The sequence below is a fragment of the Peribacillus sp. NPDC094092 genome (assembly GCF_050279365.1).
Lineage (GTDB): Bacteria > Bacillota > Bacilli > Bacillales > DSM-1321 > Peribacillus.
In genome coordinates, this window is record NZ_JBNNUC010000001.1 from 984703 (window position 1) to 1004369 (window position 19667).

The 19667-nt window shown below is 40.7% G+C and carries 21 protein-coding genes; all 21 read right to left on the minus strand.

Annotated features, from left to right (window positions below):
- Position 1: 1 nt before the first annotated feature.
- Positions 2-724, minus strand: coding sequence for a UMP kinase (pyrH, locus tag ACQKNS_RS04585; RefSeq protein ID WP_034313639.1), 723 nt, complete (start codon positions 722-724; stop codon positions 2-4).
- A 125-nt stretch (positions 725-849) separates the two neighbouring features.
- Entirely contained in the window at positions 850-1734 is an 885-nt protein-coding gene (gene tsf, locus ACQKNS_RS04590) for a translation elongation factor Ts (RefSeq protein ID WP_427641399.1), read from the minus strand.
- A gap of 308 nt (positions 1735-2042) precedes the next feature.
- Positions 2043-2756, minus strand: coding sequence for a 30S ribosomal protein S2 (gene rpsB, locus ACQKNS_RS04595; RefSeq protein WP_034313644.1), 714 nt, complete (start codon positions 2754-2756; stop codon positions 2043-2045).
- A 153-nt stretch (positions 2757-2909) separates the two neighbouring features.
- Entirely contained in the window at positions 2910-3527 is a 618-nt protein-coding gene (locus ACQKNS_RS04600) for a hypothetical protein (protein ID WP_427641400.1), read from the minus strand.
- A gap of 231 nt (positions 3528-3758) precedes the next feature.
- Positions 3759-4523 carry a FliA/WhiG family RNA polymerase sigma factor gene (locus ACQKNS_RS04605; protein ID WP_427641401.1) on the minus strand — a complete coding sequence of 255 codons (765 nt, stop codon included), beginning with the start codon at positions 4521-4523 and terminating at the stop codon, positions 3759-3761.
- A gap of 127 nt (positions 4524-4650) precedes the next feature.
- Positions 4651-5154 carry a chemotaxis protein CheD gene (locus tag ACQKNS_RS04610; protein ID WP_427641402.1) on the minus strand — a complete coding sequence of 168 codons (504 nt, stop codon included), beginning with the start codon at positions 5152-5154 and terminating at the stop codon, positions 4651-4653.
- Positions 5147-5785, minus strand: coding sequence for a chemotaxis protein CheC (locus ACQKNS_RS04615; protein ID WP_427641403.1), 639 nt, complete (start codon positions 5783-5785; stop codon positions 5147-5149). The genes ACQKNS_RS04610 and ACQKNS_RS04615 overlap by 8 nt, the downstream gene beginning before the upstream one ends.
- A 4-nt stretch (positions 5786-5789) precedes the next feature.
- Entirely contained in the window at positions 5790-6245 is a 456-nt protein-coding gene (locus tag ACQKNS_RS04620; protein ID WP_427641404.1) for a chemotaxis protein CheW, read from the minus strand.
- Between the two features lie 75 nt (positions 6246-6320).
- Positions 6321-8363, minus strand: a complete 2043-nt coding sequence (locus ACQKNS_RS04625; protein ID WP_427641405.1) for a chemotaxis protein CheW — start codon at positions 8361-8363, stop codon at positions 6321-6323.
- Positions 8364-8384: 21 nt separating this feature from the next.
- Positions 8385-9482 (minus strand): protein-glutamate methylesterase/protein-glutamine glutaminase, encoded by a 1098-nt coding sequence (locus ACQKNS_RS04630; RefSeq protein ID WP_427641406.1) that lies wholly within the window; start codon positions 9480-9482, stop codon positions 8385-8387.
- 10 nt (positions 9483-9492) lie between these two features.
- Entirely contained in the window at positions 9493-10359 is an 867-nt protein-coding gene (locus tag ACQKNS_RS04635; RefSeq protein WP_427641408.1) for a MinD/ParA family protein, read from the minus strand.
- A complete protein-coding gene (gene flhF / locus ACQKNS_RS04640) occupies positions 10343-11500 on the minus strand; it encodes a flagellar biosynthesis protein FlhF (RefSeq protein ID WP_427641409.1) in 1158 nt (385 codons plus the stop codon). The genes ACQKNS_RS04635 and flhF overlap by 17 nt, the downstream gene beginning before the upstream one ends.
- Positions 11497-13533 (minus strand): flagellar biosynthesis protein FlhA, encoded by a 2037-nt coding sequence (gene flhA / locus ACQKNS_RS04645; RefSeq protein WP_427641410.1) that lies wholly within the window; start codon positions 13531-13533, stop codon positions 11497-11499. Before flhA ends, flhF begins: the two co-directional genes overlap by 4 nt.
- A gap of 40 nt (positions 13534-13573) precedes the next feature.
- On the minus strand, positions 13574-14656 hold the full coding sequence (gene flhB / locus ACQKNS_RS04650; protein WP_427641411.1) for a flagellar biosynthesis protein FlhB: 1083 nt from the start codon (positions 14654-14656) through the stop codon (positions 13574-13576).
- A 1-nt stretch (position 14657) separates the two neighbouring features.
- On the minus strand, positions 14658-15434 hold the full coding sequence (gene fliR / locus ACQKNS_RS04655; protein ID WP_427641412.1) for a flagellar biosynthetic protein FliR: 777 nt from the start codon (positions 15432-15434) through the stop codon (positions 14658-14660).
- Positions 15435-15437: 3 nt separating this feature from the next.
- The gene (gene fliQ, locus ACQKNS_RS04660) at positions 15438-15707 is read right to left on the minus strand and encodes a flagellar biosynthesis protein FliQ (protein ID WP_076366504.1); all 270 of its coding nucleotides are present in this window, start codon (positions 15705-15707) and stop codon (positions 15438-15440) included.
- A gap of 14 nt (positions 15708-15721) precedes the next feature.
- On the minus strand, positions 15722-16387 hold the full coding sequence (gene fliP, locus ACQKNS_RS04665) for a flagellar type III secretion system pore protein FliP (protein ID WP_427641413.1): 666 nt from the start codon (positions 16385-16387) through the stop codon (positions 15722-15724).
- Complete coding sequence (locus ACQKNS_RS04670) at positions 16384-17043, minus strand: flagellar biosynthetic protein FliO (RefSeq protein ID WP_427641414.1); 660 nt, start codon at positions 17041-17043, stop codon at positions 16384-16386. Before ACQKNS_RS04670 ends, fliP begins: the two co-directional genes overlap by 4 nt.
- 15 nt (positions 17044-17058) lie before the next feature.
- Positions 17059-17421 (minus strand): response regulator, encoded by a 363-nt coding sequence (locus ACQKNS_RS04675; protein ID WP_427641415.1) that lies wholly within the window; start codon positions 17419-17421, stop codon positions 17059-17061.
- A gap of 17 nt (positions 17422-17438) precedes the next feature.
- Positions 17439-18653, minus strand: coding sequence for a flagellar motor switch phosphatase FliY (gene fliY / locus ACQKNS_RS04680; RefSeq protein WP_427641416.1), 1215 nt, complete (start codon positions 18651-18653; stop codon positions 17439-17441).
- On the minus strand, positions 18643-19641 hold the full coding sequence (fliM, locus tag ACQKNS_RS04685) for a flagellar motor switch protein FliM (protein ID WP_427641417.1): 999 nt from the start codon (positions 19639-19641) through the stop codon (positions 18643-18645). The genes fliY and fliM overlap by 11 nt, the downstream gene beginning before the upstream one ends.
- Between the last annotated feature and the right edge of the window lie 26 nt (positions 19642-19667).

The window sequence follows — 19667 nt, forward strand, 5'->3', positions numbered from 1 at the left end:
TTTATTTCCCCCTTACGATAGTTCCAAGCGTTTCGCCTAAAACGGCCCGTTTAATATTTCCTTTTTCCATGATTGAGAAGACGATCAATGGAATATCATTGTCCATGCATAGTGAGGACGCAGTTGAATCCATTACTTCCAACCCTTCTTTAATCACATCAAGATAGGAAAGTTTATCATACTTCACTGCATTCTTGTCCTTAACAGGATCTGCATTGTATACGCCATCCACATTATTCTTCGCCATCAAGATGACATCAGCTTCAATTTCAGCAGCACGCAAGGCGGCAGTAGTATCCGTCGAGAAGTATGGATTACCTGTACCAGCTGCAAAAATCACCACTCTCTTTTTCTCTAGGTGCCTGATTGCACGGCGTCTAATGTATGGTTCTGCGACTTGTCTCATCTCAATGGAAGTTTGCACGCGCGTTTCAATTCCAAGCTGATCAAGGCTGTCTTGTAATGCCAATGAGTTCATGACTGTAGCCAGCATACCCATATAATCGGCATTAGCACGATCCATACCCATTTCACTGCCTATTTTTCCGCGCCAAATGTTTCCGCCGCCGACAACAACAGCCACTTCCACATCAAGCTCAGCCACTTCCTTGACTTGTTCAGCAATAGATTTAATTACTGCAGGGTTAATTCCAAATCCTTCTTCACCGGCTAATGCTTCGCCACTTAGTTTTAGAACGACACGTTTATATTTAGCGTTACTCATGAGAACCTCCAACTATGTAATCTTTTCATTCGTTCATCATGCTTTCTTGCAATACTACCAAAAATTCATGACATTTCAAAAAATAGGGAACACAAGAGTGTTCCCTATTATTAATTATCTGACAATTAGTCTTTTTTAACTTGATTCATTACTTCTTCAGCAAAGTTTTCTTGACGTTTTTCAAGACCTTCCCCTACTTCATAACGAACGAATGATTGGATTTTTCCGCCTTTTGATTCAACGAATTGTCCCACTTTTTGATCAGGGTTCTTAACGAAAGCTTGTTCGTTAACACAGATTTCTTCGTAGAATTTATTGATACGTCCTTCAACCATTTTCGCAACGATTTTTTCAGGTTTGCCTTCATTAAGTGCTTGCTGAGTAAGAACTTCGCGTTCGCGCTCTAGTTCGCTGGCATCTACTTGGTCACGAGAGATATATTTAGGGTTAATTGCAGCGATATGCATTGAAACGCCTTTAGCTGCCTCTTCGTCAGTTGTACCTTCAAGAACTGATAGTACGCTGATACGTCCACCCATGTGAAGGTAAGCACCAAATGCGTCGTTATCTGTTTTAGAAACGACTTGGAAACGGCGAAGAGTTAATTTTTCCCCGATTTTTGCAACAGCAGCATTGATATGATCTGCAACTTTCGCTCCATTTTCCATTGTTTGCTCAAGAGCTGCTTCAACGCTCTCAGGTTTGTTAGCAAGAAGGAATGAAGCCAATTCTTTAACAAGAATTTGGAAGCCTTCGTTTTTAGCAACGAAATCAGTTTCTGAGTTCACTTCAAGAATAACCGCTTGGTTTCCATCGACAACGATTGAAGTTAAACCTTCAGCAGCAATACGGTCGCCTTTATTAGCAGCCTTTGCAATCCCTTTTTCACGTAGGAAATCGATTGCCTTTTCCATATCGCCTTCTGTTTGTACAAGTGCCTTTTTACAGTCCATCATACCGGCACCAGTTTTTTCACGCAATTCTTTAACTAATTGTGCAGTGATTGCCATAATATATATCCTCCTCAAATTAAATGCAGTTTATTCAATCTTTACCCATTATTGCCAAAAATACTTGTTATCATCAAAGAAAATAACGAGTCTTGACAATTTTTCCGAAAAAACATCACCTTTTCCAGCCAATTTGACGGAACTAAACTAGTTGATGAATTTCATCCTTCAAAAATCGCCCATACCTTTTTATAAAGACATTCCGTACAGTGATTTTATGTATGTTTATTTAGTGCAAAAAAAAGGGATAAAAGGCATTATCCTCTTATCACCTTTTTTCTTACTGAATAAGCAACCTTTTTTACTTATTAAGCAGTTGTTGTTTCAGTTGCTGTTTCTTCGCCTTGTTTAGCTTCTAAGATAGCATCTGCCATTTTACCTGTTAATAATTTAACAGCACGGATTGCATCGTCATTCGCAGGAATAACTACATCGATTTCATCCGGATCACAGTTTGTATCAACGATACCAACAAGTGGAATGTGTAATTTGTGTGCTTCCGCAACAGCAATACGCTCTTTGCGAGGGTCGATAACGAAGATCGCATCTGGAAGAGTCTTCATATCTTTAATACCGCCTAAGAATTTTTCTAAGCGATCCCATTCTTTTTTAAGTTGGATAACTTCTTTTTTAGGAAGTACTTCGAAAGTTCCGTTTTCTTCCATTTTTTCGATATCTTTAAGACGAGCGATACGTTTTTGGATTGTTTCAAAGTTTGTTAAAGTTCCACCTAACCAACGTTGGTTAACATAGTACATACCAGAACGGATAGCTTCTTCTTTAACAGATTCTTGAGCTTGTTTTTTAGTTCCGACGAAAAGAACAGTACCACCGTTAGCAGCTAGTTCTTTCACGAAGTTATAAGCTTCTTCAACCTTTTTAACTGTTTTTTGAAGGTCGATGATGTAGATGCCGTTACGCTCAGTGAAGATATATTTCTTCATTTTCGGGTTCCAGCGACGTGTTTGGTGTCCGAAATGTACACCAGCTTCAAGCAATTGTTTCATAGAAATGACTGACATTTTAGTTCCTCCTAAATGGTTTTGTTTTTCCTCCGCACCGATCATTTTCAAACAGAAACTGTCGTAACAGCACCATCTGCAAGAATTACGGGGCGTGTGTATTAACACCATTTCATAATATATCATAATGGGCCTGTACAATCAAGAGATAACTTATCTATTCTTGCGAAACTTTAGTAATAGCTCTATCTCGGTTTGACCGCGACCTAACTTTTTGGCGATTTCCTCTACTGAATTCCCTTGATCCGCTAACATATCCACTTTTTCATTCAATGACCATTCCTTTAACGAAGCCTGCAGCATGTCCGAAAATTCCATGCCAGCCGGCTTCCCCTCGTTTTGAGGGGCTACCGATGAAAGCTCCAATTTATCCTCGGCTTTTATGTGTAAAACATTGGCATCATTTTCTTCAGGCACTATTTTATAAGCGTTAATCGCCTTCATTTTGGCTGCGGGGCGACTTCCCTCTTCATACTCAATGTTTTGTACTAGTTTTTCTTTTTTATCTTCCTTTGTTTCTTTACTTGAACCAAGTTCATGTCCATGATCGTGATTCATTGCCACCGAATTGGTGTATGCCTTTACCAATGTCTCGTTGTCCTCTTTCATCTCCATTAAATAACCAGACAAAAGTTGTTCCATTTCCCTTATGATGGCTTTTTGGTCTTTTTCCAACTTACTTAAACGATTTTGGCGAAGATATAAAACGATGATTGCAAAAATGGTGAATATGTTTAATACAAACAACAGAAATATAAAAAACGCTGACATGTTGCCTCCTAGATTAAACGGAATAGTCAATCCTGTTACCTTAATACGGATGGGGATTTTTTTTCACTGTTGTTTTTCCTTGAGTACTTTCTCCATGCATGAAAAAGTACAGTTCGAACATTCTGTGATTTCGTAACATTTATTGATGCGGGTACCCGCAAGAATTCTTTCAAGTTGACATATTGGGGCTTTCTTTGTTCTTCAAACCCCTCTTCAATCAAAATATCATGATTAAATCTTTTGATCCTGCATCGTGTTTCTTAATTTATATATCGCTTTCGAGTGAATTTGGGATATCCGGGAAGTCGATAGGCTCATCACTTGTCCGATTTCGGTTAATGTTAGTTCTTCCTTATAAAAAAGCTGTAAAACCAACTGTTCCTTTTCATTAAGCGTTTCTATGACTTTGGCTAATTCCACATACAGTTCTTCCCTTAACACATGTTCCTCAGGTAAATCCGCCTTTTCATCTTTAATATGAAAATTCGCGCTTTCTTTATCGTCCTCCTGGGGATTTTCATCAATCGAAAGTACATTGGCAAAGAAATTCTCATTTAATGCAGCATATACTTCATCTTCCGGGATATTTAATTCAGCGGCAATCTCATTTGGCGAAAGGTTCCTCATGTATCGCTGCTCCAGCTTTTCTATTGCAGATTCAATTTTCTTGGCTTTATCTCTTGCACTCCGTGGAAGCCAATCCTCTTTCCTTAATCCATCTAAAATAGCACCACGGATTCTAAAAGATGCATATGTGTCAAACTTCAGGTCACGCGTCGTATCAAAGCGCTCCAGGGCATCGAATAACCCCATCATCCCTAAACTCCTTATATCATCCCGGCTCACATTTTTAGGAAGACCTACTGAAATACGTTGAACATGATACGAAACGAGAGGTATGTACTTCTTCACCAAAATGTCCCCGGCCAGCGGATCTCTGCAATCCACCCAATTTTTCCAACATAATTGCTCTTCTTCGATGGTCAGATGAGACATTGGACATCCTCCTAACATTGTTATACGATTTGTGATCAAAACGGCCCTTAAAGCCATACACGCAATAATGATTCATTAGCAAGTGTACCTATCATATTTTTGGCTTTTCTCAAAGCCAATTCCGACCCTATATGTTTTTAGTCCCTTTAGTAACGGTCCGAATGTTTAACAAACAATCATTTAAATTGAATTCAATCGTTCTTCCGCTATTCCCGCCAACATCTTCGGCAACGACTTTGATCCGCAAGCCAGATAACTCTTTCCGGACAGCTTCCACATTCCTGGGTCCTATTCTCATCAAATCCCCTCCTGAGGCAAATTGAAACATTTGCGCTCCGCCAGCGAACTTCGCTTTTAGGAATGGCATTCTTGCTCCTTCTTTCACTAAGATCTGCACTAATTCCTTTATCGCCGTATCTGCAAATTTGGCAATGTTGATCTGTCCCGATTTAGCGAGTGAAGAGTCAGGCAGCATGATATGGGCCAAACCTGCAATTTCTATTTTTTCATCATAAATCACAACACCTACACAAGACCCCAACCCGGAAGTGCGAATCGAATAGGGAGGTTTTATTATATTCATATCCGCAATTCCAACATTAACAACCTGGCCCTTTAACAATTCAGTCATTAGGTGACACGCCTAAAGCGGAAAAAATGATATCAAGAAATTCGGGATCGGGTAATAGAAAGAAATGACCATTGATGGAGTCAGCATAAAGCTGGTCTTTTTCAAGTACTGTATCAATGACGATGGCTGCATCACTAACTTGAGATAATTCCAATAATCCATAACTGATCGTTGCCCCTACCATATCGATGCTCAATGATGGAACGGATGGATGGATATTCAACCGGGTGAAATCAGAAAGGGAAGAGAGATAGGATCCCGATAAAATATTTCCTATTTCCTGTAGGCAAGAGAGTCCCAATTCAGTATAGGGTGCTGAATCTATCAAAAAAGTCACATCACCAGTCATCTTACGAATCAAGTATTCAGCTACAGGTAGCGAAAGGATAAAAAACATACTCCCTGAAGCATCACTTTCTATTCTAAGGAAAACGCTGGCAACGACGTGATCGGCCCCGCCAGCCATTTCCATCATTTCATCAAAGGAAACGATCCGGGCATCAGGAACATTCATATTTATTTTCCTATTAAGGGTGGCAGAAAGCGCGGTTGCTGCGTTCCCTGCACCTATATTACCGATTTCCTTCAAAATATCGAGTTGAAAAGGGTTGATTTTCTCAAATAATGACATTTGATTATCCATCTCTTAACATATTTTCAGTCATTTCTAGACTTAAGGCCTTCTCCAAATTAATTAGTACGAGCAGTCGCTTCTCAATTTTAACCACTCCGCTAATGTATTCAGAAGCCAGATGTCCCACAACTTCAGGCTGAGGTTCGATACTCTCTACCGGAATATCCAAAACATCATTGGCAGAGTCCACTATTAGCCCCACTTCCATATCATCCAGAAAGACGACGATAATCCTTGTTGATTCATCGTATTCCACCTCTTCGAAACCAAAACGAATCCGTAAGTCAATAATTGGAGTGATTACCCCCCTTAAATTTATGACTCCCTTAACAAATGTTACTGCCTTCGGAACTCTGGTAATATGCAGAAGCTTTTCGATGCCACTGACCTTATCCACTGGAATTGCATATTCTTTATCCTTAATTTGAAATACGATTACTTTCATATCCTCCGACATCTATTTCCCTCCTTTTAAAAGTACTCATGTTAAGCCATGACGAAATACGAATCGGCACGGTTCACCCTCTATCATTCAATGAATCAATGTGTTGCAATCTATGATTAAAGCAACTTGACCATCACCAAGTATCGTTGCCCCCGATATTGCAAATGCACTAGTTAAATAATTACCTAATGACTTCAGAACGATTTCCAGCTGTCCGATAAATGAATCAACGACTAATCCTGCTAATTTATCGCCTTTTCTTACAATGACCACAGAGAGGGACTCTTCTTCTACCTGACTGATAGGCACTTCGAATATATCTTTCAAGAACAGAAGCGGCAGAACCTTCCCCCTGTAGTCAATAACTTGTTGATTATGTGCATTCATGATATCTGCTTTTTTTATGATTGCTGTTTCGATGATGGAAGAAAGCGGTATGGCATATTTTTCGTTTTGGATTGCAACCAGCATGACAGAAATAATGGACAATGTTAGCGGAAGTTGAATAAGGAAGATGGATCCTTCATTCTCTTTGGAATCGATCGTGACAGATCCACCGAGGGACTCAATGGTATTTTTAACCACATCTAGCCCCACACCCCTTCCCGATACATCTGAAATGGTTTCCGCTGTTGAAAAGCCAGAAGCGAATATCAATTCATAGATTTGCTTATCCGTTAGGGTGGCGGCAGTTTCCTTAGTTAATATCCCATTGGATAGGGCCTTGTTCAAGACTCGATCTTTATTGATGCCTGCGCCGTCATCCTTGATTTCTATAAAAACATGATTACCGCTGTGATAGGCTTTTAACAGGATTTTACCTTCCTCATTCTTTCCTTTCGCCAAACGTTCTACAGTTGTTTCAATTCCATGATCCATGGCGTTTCTTATTAAATGGACGAGAGGATCACCGATTTCATCAATGACGGTACGGTCAAGTTCCGTTTCGGCACCATTGATTTCCAAATTGACTTTCTTGTTTAAATCCCTTGCCAATTGACGAACCATTTTAGGAAAACGATTGAACACAGTTTCCACGGGCACCATCCGCATATTCAATACGATTGTTTGTAAATCGCTTGTTATACGGGACATCTTTTCTACTGTTTCATGCAATTCTTGATTATCCAATTCACTGGAAATTTGATCAAGTCTGCCTCTATCTATTACTAATTCCTCGAATAAGTTCATTAATATATCAAGCCGCTCAATGTTCACCCGAATGGTCTTGCTTGATGCCGGCTTAACGGGTGCCTGTTTTTTCTTATCATCGTTATCCGTTGAAAGCAATGCATTATTTGACTCTTGTTTTAGAATTTCAGTAACTTTATCCTCGTTTGAATTGGCGGCATGCGGCATGCCTTCTAGATCAAGTGCATTTACAACAACTTGATCCACTTCGGTAACCTTCATGATTTTATTCTTTATCTCTTCACTCGATTCAGTTGTTACCATCGTGACCGTAAATTGCTGATCGAATTGCTCTTCTTCCAAAAGTTCGACGGGCGGGTGCGACTTGATTACTTCACCTGACTTTTCAAGCACTTCGAAAACCATAAACACCCGGGCAGCTTTTAAAAGACAGTTCTCACGCAAACCAATCGAAATTTCGAATCTGTTGAAACCTTGATCTTTGGCCTGTTGAAGTACCGTCCATTCAAATTCATCGTACTCTCCTGCAATCATTTCCTTCTTTTCCAGGACGGCAGAAGTTGCTGCAATCTCTGTAATGGCGGAAGAAACGGGCGATTCCCCTTTTTCAATCATTTCCAGCTGATGGACAACATCCTTCACATTCCCTTTTCCATCTCCACCTTCAGCAATGGACATGACCATTGCTTCTAAGTCATCAACCGCTATAAATATCACATCAAACAATTCAGGCGAAAGGGCGATTTGACTGTTTCGGATTGCATCCAGCACATTCTCCATTTTATGTGTTAAATTGGCAAGATCCTCATACCCCATAGTTGCCGACATCCCTTTCAAGGTATGGGCGGAACGAAAGATTTCGTTAACGACTGAGAGGTCTTCCGGGTTCTTTTCGAGTACCAGCAACTGTTCGCTGCAAGTTTGAAGATGTTCTTTACTTTCTTCTATAAATACCTCTAAATATTGATTCATATCCATACAAACTCCCACCTCCACTTGTTAACAATAGCTTGTTATCGCTTTAGCTATTTTTTCTACATCCTCTACGCTATCTATTAACTTGGTATTGATTGCCGCCTTAGGCATACCAAAAACGATTGATGTCTCCTGTGATTCGGCTATCGCTTTTAAAGGACCCTTTTGTTTAAGATTGATAAGCCCCCTCGAACCGTCCATCCCCATCCCTGTCAAGATAACGGCTATTTTCGCAGAATCATTCATTTCACTTACCGATTCAAATAGCACATCAACCGATGGGCGATGTCCATGGCGCACTTCGGATTGATCCAAAAGGATGGCCCAGCTCATCCCGACCTTCCTCACTTTCAAGTGAAAACCTCCAGGTGCGATGTAGGCGACACCTTTTTGAATCAGTTCTCCCTCTTCAGCTTCCTTCACTTTAATCTTGCATAATGAATTCAGGCGTATTGCCAAGGATTTTGTAAAACCAGGGGGCATATGCTGGACAATGAGTATGGGAGCATCAATTTCTTCTGGGAGTCCTGGCAAGACTGTCTGCAGAGCTCTCGGGCCTCCTGTTGATGTACCGATGACTATTATCTTCTTGTATCCATAGGACCATTTTTTTTGATTTTTTTCGTTTTCTTTCAATCTTATTGAATCTATTTTACTATATTCCCCCCAAGCAAATGGGCTTCTTTCACTATTTTTCGCATTTTTTTCTAGTTTGTGAACATTTGCCCTGCTGGCAGCCATAACTTTTTCATGTAGTTCTTTCTTTATTTTATATAAATCCAATGAAATGGCTCCCGAAGGTTTAGCCACAAAGTCAAAGGCTCCACTGTTCATGGCGGCAAATGTATTTTCCGTTCCATTTTTCGTGGTGCTTGATAACATGACTACGGCGGTCGGGCATTCATTCATTATCCGGTTCAATGCTTCCAATCCGTCCATAATCGGCATTTCCACGTCCAAAGTCACGACATCGGGTTTTAAAGCCTTTACTTTATCAATGGCATCTCTTCCGTTCCTGGCAGTCCCGATGACTTCCATCCTGCTATCTTCTGCTAAAAACTCTGAAATTAACTTTCTCATAAACGCAGAATCGTCCACTATCAGCACTTTTACTTTACCCATATAAGGAGACCTACTTTCCAAAAAAATATCTCTTCATTTTTTGGAGAAAATGACTTTTATGCAAAGTAAATTCTTCCCCAAATGAATGATTTGCATATCTTGAAGCAATGTCCACAATGGCTTTGGATACATCGGCTCCAGAATCGCAAAGGAGAAAGGGCATTTGTTTGGTAACAGATTGGGGTACGGTTCTATCATCTGGCAAGTACCCTAGAGCTACAGTTTCCAGTCCCAAAAATTTCACTAGTGCATTTTGAAGCCGCTTAATCGTTTCTTTGCCGTCTTTCCTCGTGAAAACCCGATTGCAAACCAGGAACATTGGAATATCTTTATTTACTGAATGGATATATTTCATTGCGGAATATGCATCCATGATAGAAGTAGGTTCAGGCGTCGTGATAACGATTAATTCATCCACACATAACAGGAATTTCATGGAGTCCATAGTGATCCCTGCTCCCATATCAAATAAAATATAATCGTAATTCGCCAACAATAAACTGAATTCTTCATTAAAACGGGCATATTTCTCTTCATTAAGTGAAAAGAGATCCGTCACCCCAGTTCCACCCGTAATGATTGAAATATTTCCCGGTCCTGACATGATGATGTCCTTCAAATGACAATCTGTTTCAAAAAAATCAATAATACTGTAAGGAGAGTGTTCACCTATCAAAATATCAATATTCCCCATACCGATATCCATGTCGAATAATAGTACCTTTTTGCCCCTTTGGGATAAAGCTATGGAAAAATTCAAAGTAAAGTTTGATTTTCCCACTCCACCTTTACCGCTTAAAACGGCAATCGTTTTGGCCATTGATATATTTTGGCGGGCTTCCAATCTTTTTCGTAAATTCTCAGCTTGATCTTTCATATTTTTTAGCCCCGATAGCCATTTTCAACAGCTGTGATGATGTAGCTATTTCAATATCGTCTGGCACGTTCTGTCCATCTGTTATATAGGCCGCTCCCAATTTATGAGAGTGTATAAAATTGAATATCGGCCCGAAAGTGGAGGTTTCGTCCGCTTTTGTAAAAATGACCTGTTTAATCGGTATTGTAGCAAACTGTCGATAAATATCTTCCATATCCTTTTGTTTAGAAGTCAATGACAACACTAAATAGGTTTCCATATCATCTGTAAAATGGATGATTTCATTAAGATCCTTAACATATTGCGAGTTACGGAAATTCCTTCCTGCCGTATCGATAAAAACATAATCATAATGGGAGAAGCGTTCAGCGGCCCTTTTGAAATCTTCCAGATTATACGCGACTTCAATGGGAACGTTTAGGATCTTGGCATATGTCTTAAGTTGATCTATTGCAGCGATCCTGTACGTATCCGTAGTAATGAATGCCACCTTTTTATCATGCTTCAATATGGTTTCCGCAGCTACTTTTGCCAGGGTCGTTGTCTTTCCCACACCTGTTGGGCCAACAATATTAATATACTTTTTTTGCAAGCCGTTTTTCCCATTTTCGACCTTTTCCAAAATCCCGAACATGGCATCTTCCAACCAAACTTGAATCTCTTCATCAGTGGATTGCTGTTTAAAAACGAACCATTTTTCAAGCAGTTCATCCATGATTTGGCATCGAAGTGATAGATCCACTTCCTGCTCGGTTAGGTATTCGTTGATTTTCTGCAGTTTTCCCGGATATTTTCTATCAGGTGAATAGATTTGCAAACTCTTTATCATATCTTTCAAGCCTTCGATTTCTTTTACTAAGTCAGCACTTTCCCTATTGCCTTCATCGGGTTCAGGGGCATGACTTTCCATTTTCACCTTTGATTGAAACTTCTTCGATTTTTGTTTGGTAACCGTTTGGACAGGCCGGGACACGGGGTCTATGGCTGCAATGACTTCAATATTCCTCTTTTTGAATAATCCTAAGAAACCACCAGTATATAGAGCCTTTGAACTTAAGATTACTGCATCACTGCCAAGTTCCTCCCTTATTCGCTTCATTGCCTCGTTCATCGATGGTGCCAAATATTTCTTTACCTTCAATCGAAATTCACCACCCCTACACTTTGTACTTCTACATTAGATTCGAGTTCATTGTATGAAAGAATCGGTACATTAGGAAAATAACGTTCAGTTAATTGCCGGGCATACATCCTTACTGCTGGAGAGCAGAGTAAGATTGGTTGGTGATCCATTAAAGTCAGTTCTTCCAACTTGGCTGCAACGGCCTCCAATATGGATTGCGATATAGTTGGATCCAATGATAAAAAATTACCATGTTCGGTTTGCTGTACACCATCCGCGATGGTCTTTTCCACTTTCCCCGATAATGTTATGACTTTAATTCTATTTTCATCCGATAGAAAAGAATTCGTTATTTGTCTGGCTAAATTCTGCCTTACATATTCAGTAAGCAAATCTGTGTCAGTCGATAACTTGCCATAATCAGCAAGTGTTTCGAAAATGATTGGTAAGTTCCTTATTGAAACTTTTTCCTTCAATAATTTTGCCAATACCTTTTGTACATCTCCTATGGACAAGGGATTCGGAGTGACTTCCTCTAGTAGTATAGGTGCCGATTCATGGAGATGATCGATCAATTGTTTCGTTTCCTGCCTGCCCAGTAATTCATGCGCATTGGCCTTTATGACTTCCGTCAAGTGTGTGGATACAACACTTGGCGGGTCCACAACTGTATACCCCAACATCTCGGCATGATCTTTCATATCATCCGTGATCCACTTGGCCGGTAAACCAAAAGACGGTTCTATCGTATCTATTCCCTCTATTGAATCATCCTCCATCCCTGGACTCATGGCTAAGAAATGATTAAGGAGCAATTCCCCCTTGGCCACGACACTTCCTTTAATCTTCAGCCGATACTCATTGGGATTCAACTGAATGTTGTCACGTATTCTGACGACAGGAATCACAAGTCCCAATTCAATTGCAAGCTGCCTGCGAATCATGACGACCCGGTCCAGCAGGTCTCCCCCTTGATTGGCATCCGCAAGCGGAATCAATCCATATCCAAACTCAAATTCGATTGGATCGACACTTAAAAGGTTAACGACGCTCTCTGGACTTTTCATTTCATCGGTTTCCATCACTTCTTCCATTTCTTGTATTTCACTTTCATCCTGCTTTGGTATCCTTGAAATTGTATACCCTCCAACGACTAATAAAGCAGCGATTGGAATCGTGAATAAGCCGGAAATGGGTGTGAATAAGCCTAAAAGGAAAATGGTTGCTGCTGTCAGGTAAAGCATTTTGGGAAATTGGAATAGCTGTTCAACAATATCGGCTCCGAGGTTTCCATTCGAGGCTGCCCGGGTTACGACAATACCCGTAGCTGTAGAAATCAATAAAGCGGGTACCTGACTCACGATCCCGTCACCAACCGATAACATCGAAAAATGGACGGCTGCTTCTCCAAAGCTCATGTCCAATTGCATGACGCCAATAATCATACCGAAAATCAAGTTTATGATGACAATGATGATGCCCGCTATGGCGTCCCCTTTAACAAACTTGCTCGCTCCATCCATGGATCCATAAAAGTCTGCTTCGTTACTGATTTTTTCCCTTCTGGCACGTGCTTCGTTTTCGGAAATCATCCCAGCATTTAAATCTGCATCTATGGCCATCTGTTTCCCTGGCATCGCATCCAGCGTGAACCTTGCCGCTACCTCCGAGACCCGTTCGGATCCTTTCGTGATGACGATGAAATTGATGATGACCAAAATGATGAATACAACTAATCCGACAAGCACGTTACCGCCAACTACAAATGATCCAAAGGTTTCTACAACTCCACCAGCATCACCATAGGTCAAAATGGCACGAGTCGTCGAAACATTCAACCCCAGCCTGAACAATGTCAGTAAAAGGAGCAAGGAAGGAAAGATTGAAAATTCGAGCGGTTCTTTCATATTCATCGTAGTCAATAGAACCAGCAACGCAAGAGAGATATTTAAAAGGAGTAAAATACTTAACAACCATGTTGGCAATGGAATGACCAACATGGCAACGATCATGATGACGCTTGATATAACAACTAAATCTCTTGCTCGCATGTTTTTTCTCTCCTAACTAGCGGGTTACCCTATTACTTCTTTACAGTTTACCTTTGGTTTTATATATAAAAGCCAGTATTTCAGCGACCGCCTTAAAGAACTCTTCAGGTATCGCCTGGCCTAATTCAGTTTGATCATATAATGACCTGGCCAAAGGCCGATTTTCCACCATGGCCACATCGTTTTCTTTAGCAATGAATTTAATTTTCTGAGCAACAAAATCAACGCCCTTCGCCACTACGTACGGAGCCTCGGCTTTTTCTTCATCATATTTTAAAGCAATAGCAAAATGCGTCGGGTTAGTGATGACGACATCGGCATTGGGAATCTCCTGCATCATTCTTTGAGCCGCCATCTGCCTTTGCTTTTGTTTTATCTTGGATTTGATGAGCGGGTCCCCTTCGGAATTTTTATACTCATCCTTAATATCCTGTTTGGACATCCGGATGTTTTTTTCAAAGTCATATTTTTGGTACAAATAGTCTAATAGAGCAATGAACAATAAAGCCACGGCAGCATAAAATCCCACTTTTATCGTAATATCCGCCAAGGTTGCCATCGCTTCTTCCACAGAAATCTGTGATAAAATCATAATCTCGTCCATGCGCTGCCATAGTACATAAAAGGCAACAAAACCAACAAATGATATTTTAAGTATGGATTTCAATAATTCAACAATGGCCCTCACAGAAAAGATCCGTTTGAATCCTTTAATGGGATCCAATTTATCAAGTTTGAACTGAATGGATTCAGTCGAAAACAATAAACCGATTTGCATGACATTAGCCAATATCCCAGCCACTATCGCTGCTGCGAAAACAGGTCCTAGGATAAGGCCCATCTCCTTTAAAACCTCACTCATGATAATTTGCATATTCTCCTCGCTGAATCCAGTCAAGGTAAAATGTTGCAAGTATACTTTCATGAGACCGAGCAGATGATTATACATGTATGGTCCCATAAGCAATAGCACAGAAAACACCGCAATTAAATTCACAGAGGTATTTACATCCTGACTCTTTGCCACCTGACCTTTTTTCTTCGAATCCTGACGCTTTTTTGGAGTCGCCTTTTCGGTCTTCTCTCCAGCGAAAAACTGTAAATCCAGCTGAAAACTATCCATATCAACCGCCTCCAATCAACTGCATTAGTTGACGCATAGTCAAAAGCAAGAAATTGAAGAGTTGTGTTACAACCGTCATCATCGACCCCATTACCAGTATGATAACCGCCAAGCCGGCAATGATTTTCACTGGGATCCCGACAACGAACACATTTAATTGAGGGACCGTCCTGGCAAGGATCCCTAACGTGACATCCACTAAAAAAATGCTTCCCACTACAGGTATGGACATTTGAAAAGCAATCATGAAAGCTTTGCTAAAAGACTTGGCCAAATATTCTATCAGTGCATGATCTCCGAATGGCATAAACAATTGGTCAATCGGAATGAACTGGTAACTATAAAAAATTCCATCCAAAAGCAAATGGTGGCCGTTGGTATTCAATAGGAATAATAAAGCGATTGTATAAAGATATTCCCCCATCAGCGGGGTTTGCGCCCCTGTTTGGGGATCGATGACATTCGCAATGGAAAAACCCATTTGAAAATCAATCATTCCACCAGCGATTTGAACGGCCGATAAAATCATATAAGCTGCAAACCCGATGAAAAGTCCAACCAGCGCTTCCTTCATGATCAATAAATAAAATGTGACATCCAATTCCAGAACCGGAGCATCGATGGTGTAGTACATGATCCAGGCAAGGAAGATTCCAAGCCCTACCCGATGTTGTACCGGTATTGAACGGTACGAAAAAATCGGCATCACCACGAAAAACGTAGTGACCCTTACCACAATTAATAAAAAGGCGGGAAAATGCGGAAGTAGTTCCTCCATGCCCTACCCTACAAATCGATTCAGATTACCGAATATTTCATTTGCATATGATAAAAGGTGGCTCAGCATCCATGGAGCCAATAAAATAAGTCCCAATAAGACTGCGACGATTTTTGGAACGAATGCCAAAGTTTGTTCCTGAATCTGTGTAGTCGCCTGAAAGATGCTTACTAGCAGTCCTACAATAAGAGCGATTACCATCAATGGACCAGCAATGATCAATACCATATAAATTCCTTTTTCTGCTATATCTATAACGAATTCTGCACTCATATTTTCTCACCTGCTTAAAAACTCTGTAATAAAGACTTCACTACTAAATACCATCCGTCAACAAGAATGAAAAGGAGGATTTTAAATGGCAGGGAAATCATGACTGGCGGCAACATCATCATCCCCATCGACATAAGGACACTTGCGACGACCATATCGATAACCAAAAACGGAATGAAAATCATAAAACCTATTTGAAAAGCCGTTTTGATTTCACTGATGGCAAAAGCTGGCACAAAGGCAGTCAATGGTATGTCCTGTATCGTTTCCGGCTTATCCACCTTGGCATACTCCAAGAACAACGCCAGATCCTTTTGCCTTGTATGGGCACTCATGAATTCCTTAAATGGTATCGCGGCCTGTACATATGCCTCTTCTAAATCTATCTCTTCATTAAATAACGGGGTTAATGCCTTTTCATTCACTTCTTGAAAAGTCGGTGCCATGATGAAGAATGTCATGAAAAGTGCCAGGCCGACCAGCACCTGGTTCGGCGGCATCTGCTGGGTAGCTAGCGATGTTCTCACAAAGCTCAGGACAATGATGATTCTTGTAAAACAGGTCATCAAGATCAATATGCTTGGAGCCAGCGATAAGACAGTCATTAGTAGAACAAGTTTTACGGAGGTAGAGACATTAGTGGGATCACTGTTATTAAAAAACTCCATGAACTCATTCATTCATTGTCTCTTCCTTTCTTACCAAGCTCATCTAACAGCCTTTTCCTGCTATCGGACATTTGATCAAGTTGATTTTTGAACTCTGCAGGGAAACTTGCAGTTTCGGATTCGCTTTTCTTCAACCATTTATTTTTCAACTTCATTGCAAATTCCCCAGGCTGGATCATTTGCTCGATCTTATCGTTGTGATCTTTCAAAAGCTGCCCATATTCCTCGGGATCGTCTATTTCTTTCAAGAGCTGAATGTTTTCACCAACCCCGATCACCAATATTCGCCCGCCGACTTTAACAAGCTGGACTGAACGATTTGCCCCAAGGCCCGTACCGCCTAAATTCTCCACTGAATTTGCCTTTTGATACGATTTACTTTTTTTATTGATGAATTTCAATAGGATATATAGAAGGGCCACAACAAAAACAGTAGCAAATATCATCCTCAGAAACTCCCAAACGGTTATCCCCACTTTGTCAGGATTCGAAGCCCGTTCGATAGATTTCGAGTCTACTGATTCATCTTTATCCACCTTTAATTCATCTGGCTGATCATAAACATCCTTCACTGTTTCTTCAAGATCTTCCGCATGGGCCTGTATGGTTCCAGAGAAGAATACCGCTATCATCAGTGAGACCTGAAGCCATTTTTTAATTAAAAACAATATGAAGACACCCTCTTAACTTAATGCTTTATTTATGGCTTCCAAAACCCGGTCTGCCTGGAATGGCTTCACGATAAAGTCTTTTGCCCCCGCCTGGATCGCATCAATGACCATGGCTTGCTGCCCCATCGCTGAACACATAATGATCTTAGCGTGAGGATTTACCTTTTTAATTTCCTTTAACGCTGTAATCCCATCCATTTCGGGCATGGTAATATCCATCGTTACAAGATCCGGATGGGTTTCTTTATATTTTTCCACCGCTTGGGCGCCATCTGCGGCTTCCCCGACTATTTCAAAACCATTTTTAGAAAGGATATCCTTTATCATCATTCTCATAAATGCTGCATCGTCCACAATTAAAATTCTATTAGCCATTATTCTCGTCCCCCAAATTATCTTATTTTATTTAAGCGTTCACTTTGACTCATGATATCCGTAACACGTACCCCAAAGTTTTCATCAATCACCACTACCTCACCTTTTGCTATCAAGCGGCTGTTTACCAGGATATCCACTGGCTCTCCTGCTAATTTATCCAATTCGATGATCGATCCGGAGGACAGCTCCAAAATATCCTTGACGGAGCGTTTCGTTCTTCCAAGCTCCACAGTTACTTGCAAAGGGATATCCATCAGCATACTGAGATTTTTCGTTTCAGACTCCTGAAGCTGATATGGCTGAAAACTAGTGAAACTGGCAGGCTGAACATTTACCGGCTGTCCTGCTGGTACGGATGAAACTCCAAAATGTTGTGGAACATTCGGCATTTGGTTAGCAGGTTGGGTTTGGTTGCCGCCTTGTCCATACGTTTCGTTTGCCGACCGATCAGACCTGGTGTCCTGGAATGATGCCGGCTCCTGATATGGAATGTTTGTTACTGGATCACTTAGTACCTTTTGCGTATTACTATCGGTAGGTTCGCTTTCGCCCGTCCCATTTAATAATTCAGAAACTAATCCTTTTGCAAACTTTAACGGCAACAATTGCATAATACTGGAATCAATTAAGTTGCCGACACGGAGGCGGAAAGAAACTTTTGCAAATAAATCCTCGTCAGGTATCGCATTTTCACCCACACCGTTTAAAAAATTAAGTAAATCTATGCTAGGTGGAGAAATATCCACTTTTTTACTAAAAATGGTCGACATGGATGTTGCAGCAGAACCCATCATTTGGTTCATTGCTTCCTGAACAGCACTCAATTGAATTTCCCCAAGAAGGTCAGAAGGCTCCCCATCCCCGCCAAGCATCAAATCTGCAATGATAGCAGCATCGCTCTGCTTGATGACCAGCATATTTATACCTGAAAAACCTTCTGTATATTGCACTTGAATCGCTACATACGGATGCGGGAATTCTTCCGCAATCTGTCCCCTTTCAATTAAAGTAACCGTCGGGGTGGTGATATCCACTTTCTGATTCAATAAAGTGGATAGGGCAGTGGCCGAACTTCCGAAGGAGATATTACCAATTTCACCGAGGGCGTCGAGTTCCATCAATGATAAATAATCGTCAATCGAGAGAGGGAACACCTCATCCTCTATATCACTTGTACCTTTTAAAAGGGCATCTATCTCTTCTTGTGAAAGCATTCCATCACTTACCATCTTCGTCTCCCCCTTTCAAAATATCAAGAATCTGGATAGCATGTTTTTTTCCTACTTTCCCTGGCTGTCCACTATATTTTGGGATTCCCCCAACCTTAATCGTCAAAGGCTCATTGATTGTCTTATTCAATTCGATGACATCGCCAACATCAAGCAGCAAAAAGTCCTGGATGGTGATATCCGTAGAACCAAGTTCGGAAATAATGGGAAGATCGGCGTTTCGGATACGCTTTTCCAACATCATGATTTCCTCTGGAATTTTTTCCTTTTGGGAATTTTCCATCCAATAATGAGCAGATAACTTTGGTATGATCGGTTCCAATACGACGTGTGGAATGCAAACATTAATCATTCCGCTCGTTTCGCCGATTTGTGTACTCAAGGAAATGACCACTACAGTATCGTTGGGCGAAACCAGTTGCAGAAATTGTGGATTCACCTCGAATTCCGTCATCAACGGTTCGATTTCAACAATCGTTCCCCAAGCTTCCTGTAAATTTTCAAAAGCCTTCTCGAATAAGTTGGACATGATTTTCGTTTCTATTTCCGTTAAACTATCTACCTTATTCACACTTATGCCCCGCCCGCCCAAAACACGATCCATCATGGAATAGGCGATATTCGGGTTGACCTCAAGAATGATTCGGCCATCCAAGGGCGGTACCTCAAAAACATTCATGATTGTCATTTTTGGAATTGATCGGATAAATTCTTCATATGGTATTTGATCTGCCGAAGCAACGGATATTTGGACATATGTTCTAAGCTGAGCTGAAAAGTATGTGGTCAGCAGCCTCGCAAAGTTCTCATGTATTCTAGTCAAACTGCGGATTTGGTCCTTTGAAAACCGAAGCGCCCTTTTAAAGTCGTAAACTTTCACTCTTTTCTCTACTTCTTCTTTTTTTAAATCCTCTGCATCCATTTCACCTGTGGAAATGGCCGATAATAGTGCATCTATTTCATTTTGCGATAATATTTCCCCGGACATTAACACTCACCTCCAACGCTTCCCAT